This window comes from Hymenobacter agri (assembly GCF_054778495.1).
Genome location: NZ_BAAGZM010000716.1, coordinates 1 through 1,947, shown reverse-complemented (window position 1 = coordinate 1,947; position 1,947 = coordinate 1). Strand labels below are relative to the sequence as shown.

Annotated in this window: 1 protein-coding gene; it reads right to left on the bottom strand. The window is 64.9% G+C overall.

The annotated features are described in order from the left end of the window. Positions 1 to 1,947 (bottom strand): polysaccharide deacetylase family protein (locus ACYVDE_RS21355; protein ID WP_460503558.1); only part of this gene is annotated, 1,947 nt, incomplete at both ends.

The window sequence follows — 1,947 nt, the reverse complement described above, 5'->3', positions numbered from 1 at the left end:
CCACCGCCAGCTGCCGCCCCAGCGTGAGCACAATGCCCAGCAGCATGAGCGTGTAGAGGCCGTGCTCCAGGAAATACAGGCCCTCCACGGTGGCCCAGTTGGCCTGGGCCAGGTCGCGGTCGGGGCCGGCGGGCAGGGCGGGCATCAGCTCAGCCTTGGGCTTGTGCATCAGCTCCGACACGGTGATGAAGCGGTAGCCTTTCTGCTTGAAATAGTGGATGATGCGCGGCAGCGCGGCCACCGTGGCGCTGCGGTCGCCGCCGGCGTCGTGCAGCAGAATCACGCTGCCGTTGGCCTGCTCCTTCACCACCTGGTCGAAAATCTCGTCGGCCGTGACGCCCTTGCGCCAGTCCTGCGGGTCGATGCTTTCGCCCACGGTGAGGTAGTTTTCGCGCTTGGCCAGCATGATGGGCTCGATTTCCTGCAAGCTCTGCGGCTCGGAGTCAGCATTATAAGGCGGCCGGAACAGGATGGTGCTGTGCCCCGTTACGCACTCGATGAGGCGGCGGGTGGCGTTGAGCTCCAGCTCGGCACGCGCCGGGCTCACGCCGGCAATGTTGGGATGCGAAAACGTGTGGTTGCCAATCTCATAGCCGTCGTCGTAGAGCTGGCGCAGCAGCGGCACGTTGTTCTCGGCGTTCTCGCCCACTACGAAGAAGGCGGCCGGCACCTTCTCCTTTTTCAAAATACTGATAACCTGCGGCGTGTAGGTTTCGTCGGGGCCGTCGTCGAAGGTGAGCACCACGATTTTAGGGGCCGTGCCCAGCTTGCGCACCACGTAGCTGGTGGGCAGCACGGCGTAGTTTTCCTCGCTGATGAGCTGGTCGGGATGGTCAAGGGTCAAATCAATGCGGCCGTTTTGCGGGCCGCTGAGAATGTCCAGCACCTCGCCCTCGCCGATGTAGTCCACGTCGGTGGCGCCCACCGGGCGGCGCAGGCGTTGGAGCAGCGCCGGGGCGCTCTGTTGTAGGCTGCCAGCCCGCAAGTCCCGGTTAAAAAAGCCCCACAGGCGCGGGTCTTCGGAGCCCAGGCGCCACACGGCCACTCCCGCCAGGCCCTGGTCGTCGGCGGCGCGCATGGCGTTGAAGTTGGTGGCCGCGTCGGTGAAGTACACCTGGTGCGGGTGGTCGTGCTCGTCGGCGTAGCTGAAATCGAGGTTGTAGGTGTCGTTGTCGAAATGAATCTGACCTTCTGATTCCTTGGCCGTGGTCAGGGCCTCCTGATAGGTGAGGTCGGTGCCTTCGATATGCTTCGGGCCGCCGTCGGTCTGCCAGTCGTAGCCGTAGGCGGCCAGGCCGAGTACTAGCTTTTGGGGGGCGACCTGGGCTTCCATCTTGGTCAGAATGTCCTCTACCCACTTGTGGGCGGCTACGGGGCCGGGGGCGCTGCCGGTTTCGTGCTGGTCGTAGGCCATCAGGATGAGATAGTCGTTGGAGCGAGCCAGCGTGGCGGGGTCGTAGTCGTCGTTGAGGGGCGCGATGTCCTGCGTCACGAGGTAATGGCCGGCGTGCAGGGCGGCGTAGAGCTCGCGCTGGAAGGCTTCGAGCGGGGCGCGGTCGTCGAGGTTCAGGTTCTCGAAGTCGATGTTCACGCCCTGAAAGTTGTAGCGCCGCAACGTCTGCAACACATTAGTGATGAACAGCTGGCGGGTGCGCTCGGTGGCCAGCATCCGGCGCACGTTGCCGCCGTTCCACTGCTCGTGGTAGTAGTTCGAAATCATGGGCACCACGGCCACGCCGGGGTGGCGGCGCAGCAGCGCCAGGGCGGCCGTGTCGATGTCGGTGCTCAGTTGCCCGGCCTCGTCGGGCACGAACAGCCACTCGGGCAGCACCATGTTCATCTTATCGACCTGCCGGCGCAAGGTGCTCAGCGATTGCGCGTCCCAGTTCACGTAGAAGCCCGCCCGGATGGGCAGCCCGTCGCGGAAAGCCGGGGCCGGACGGCGCT